The organism is Aetokthonos hydrillicola CCALA 1050 (assembly GCF_017591665.1).
GTDB classification, from domain to species: domain Bacteria; phylum Cyanobacteriota; class Cyanobacteriia; order Cyanobacteriales; family Nostocaceae; genus Aetokthonos; species Aetokthonos hydrillicola.
The window spans coordinates 6,575-8,247 of sequence record NZ_JAAKGC010000163.1; the positions used below are offsets into that span (position 1 = coordinate 6,575).

The 1,673-nt window shown below is 37.2% G+C and carries 1 protein-coding gene; it reads left to right on the forward strand.

The features are described from left to right. The first annotated feature begins 505 nt into the window (after positions 1 to 505). Positions 506 to 1,042 carry a hypothetical protein gene (locus tag G4P69_RS34175; protein ID WP_208354354.1) on the forward strand — a complete coding sequence of 179 codons (537 nt, stop codon included), beginning with the start codon at positions 506 to 508 and terminating at the stop codon, positions 1,040 to 1,042. Positions 1,043 to 1,673: the final 631 nt, after the last annotated feature.

Consider the following 1,673-nt stretch of genomic DNA (forward strand, 5'->3'; position numbering starts at 1 on the left):
CTGTCTGGAAATGTCCGGGTAATTTTAGGAGCTTAGATGAGTGCGTGCAGATCGCTCTGTTGTCCGTTTTTGGAGAGGATTAATGTAGCGGCATTGCCGCAAGGGCGCAGTGGCTCCTCCTGCAGTGCTGCTACTCACCAGTCGTACAAAATTCAATTCTGAATTCTGGCTCCTGAGTCCTAAGTTTTTCTGTTAATCCAAATATCCAAGAGCCATCTTTAATTACTCAAATTCAGACCTTAATAGTTACAAATTTTATACAAACTATAAAGAAATTTTTCAATGAAATTTACTCTATATTCTAGGCATGATAAACTACACGAAGTTTTGAATATGACAACTATTACATTTACAGCTATTCATACCATTGTTATGCGAAGACGCATAGAAAGAGCCCCATCGCCTCCTAACATCGCCTTTCTAAGGGGATGTTAGGAGGGGTAAATAATGTGCAGCTTCACAGAAAATTGGTATCAGTAAGTTGATTTCAAACAGGGATACCATCATGACGACATTCTTTTTCTATTTTGTTAGAGAGTGGATTTATGTATATTTGTTAATGAATCTATTTATTGTCGGAGTACCAGCGCTACTCGGTCTTGGTCATATTACTCTATCTCAAGTTCTAGAAAATGTGAAATTCTTTTTTCCTTTTATTGGGTCTCTAACCACCTTAAGCGCCTTAGCTTATGCGTTTATTAGAACCTCGAATGAAAAATATACTAAGTTATTGGATTGTTATGTCGCGGGCTATTTATTATCGGTCATAATTGTCGTATTTTTTGCTTTGTTTGGCACTAGCAGTTTATTGACACAAACTATCGTCGTTACCCTGCAAATTTATTTGCTAACTCCATTTTTTCTCCTTCCAAGTTTTCTTGTTAGAAATTTTATTCCAATCTTACGCTTTTATAGTGATCTTCAGGACGCAGGGTTTAGCTACAGTCAATTACCGTACGAAAAAAAGCGCAAGACAGATAAAAGAAAATTTATAAAAAGAGAAATGCGACTAAAAGGCTGGAAGCAAAAAGATGATGATTAACTTATAAACTACATTCTGCACCTTAAACTGTCACAGAGTATAGTTGTAATGACTGAAGTTGTTTTATGGGAAAAAATGGATGCTCAAAATTTGTATGTGCAGCAATCCTAAATCCCCCTCTCTAGGTTATGTTTTTACCCAGAAATGAATCGCAACCGTGTAATACAGGGAAGAGTTAATGGTGAAACAGGACATTCAGTAGTAATGATTGTGATATAACGCATATTTTTTACTAAGTACAAAAAAATCCGCTTTGATAGCAAGCTTAATTGCACCTAAGCAACTAGGCGCAGCTACACTCCAATATGACTTTTTCAGACATTTATTAAAGTATTTAATCAAATTTCTAGAAACATGGCGCAGAAACTCCACAGTTTTACTCACGACCCATCTTTTCGAGTAAAGCACCCTTACACCCGGTAGCTGAAGAGATGTTGATGAATTACTGGAGTTATGCTGTCGTTGGCTTTTTTGTCTCTAGATCTGGCTAGCGGCTACGAGTCCCTGTAGTCAACGTGTAAAAATGGGTGATTTCCTTTTTTCCCACAACTAGCCAACGCATTTCTCTCCCATCTACTAATATGGAGGCAGACACAATTACATATCCATTAGGAGTATTTTTGGTGGAGTC